The sequence below is a fragment of the Sessilibacter sp. MAH3 genome (genome assembly GCF_054658275.1).
This window is the reverse complement of sequence record NZ_BAAGIE010000063.1, coordinates 1-1,083: the sequence shown is the minus strand read 5'-3', so window position 1 is coordinate 1,083 and position 1,083 is coordinate 1. Positions and strand designations below refer to the sequence as shown.

The window sequence follows — 1,083 nt, the reverse complement described above, 5'->3', positions numbered from 1 at the left end:
CGCGGTTTCAGATAATAAGTGCAATTGGTAGTTGAGAGGCCAGCTGGTAGAGTCAGCACCTCTCCCGACCAAGAGAAAAGCACTAATGCGCTACAACCAGCTGACCGAAAACGAACGATATCAGATTGATGCATTTATTAAAGCAGGGCTTTCACAAAAAGAAATTGCTGATCAATTAGAACGCAGCCCTTCAACGATTAGTCGAGAACTGAAACGTAATAGTGGCCTGAGAGGTTATCGGCCAGCTCAGGCGCAACGACTCAGTTCTAGTCGAAGAATTAAGGCTTATAAAGCGATTAAATTAACAGAGGAAGTGAAAACCTGGATTACAGATCTAATACGCCAAGAGCTAAGCCCTCAACAGGTTGTGGATTACCTATTGAGGCATAAAAAATTGTCCTTGCACCATGAAACAATTTACCAATTAATTTATAGCAACAAGAATAATGGTGGGAATCTTTATCAACACTTGAGGATTGCGTCCAAGCCGTATCGTAAACGTTACGGAAGTTATGAGCGTCGAGGAAAAATTAAGAACCGCATAGATATTGATGATCGACCGGCAGTTGTAGATCGGCGTAATCGAATCGGTGACTGGGAAGGCGATACCATTATGGGCAAAGGGAGAAAAAGTGCGTTGCTGACCTTGGTTGAACGAAAAACACTGTATACCGTGATTGTTCGGTTAACAGGCAAGCGAGCAGATTTACTGGCAGAAGCAGCCGTAGCAAACATGAAAAGCCTTAGCGACAAAGTAAAAACTATTACCTTTGATAACGGCCTTGAGTTTGCTGAGCATGAACGAATTGCTGCGGGACTGAAAGCGGATATTTACTTCGCTCACCCTTATGCGTCGTGGGAAAGAGGTATCAACGAGAATACTAATGGGCTTATACGACAATATTTCCCAAAAGGAACTGACTTTAATCGAGTCAGCGATGAACAGGTAAGACTTGTTATGGAGCGACTCAACAATCGCCCGCGAAAGACAAGAGGTAGTCGCTCACCTAATGAATTATTTATGGGACAGCGAGTTGATTTACTCGCTGCGTTATGAAATTGCAGTTATTACTTGAAACCGCG

The 1,083-nt window shown here is 43.3% G+C and carries 1 protein-coding gene; it reads left to right on the top strand.

Annotated elements, in window-relative coordinates; genetic code table 11:
* Positions 1 to 85: 85 nt before the first annotated feature.
* Positions 86 to 1,057 (top strand): IS30 family transposase, encoded by a 972-nt coding sequence (locus ACYQ2C_RS18550; RefSeq protein ID WP_460052832.1) that lies wholly within the window; start codon positions 86 to 88, stop codon positions 1,055 to 1,057.
* The last annotated feature ends 26 nt before the right edge of the window (positions 1,058 to 1,083 follow it).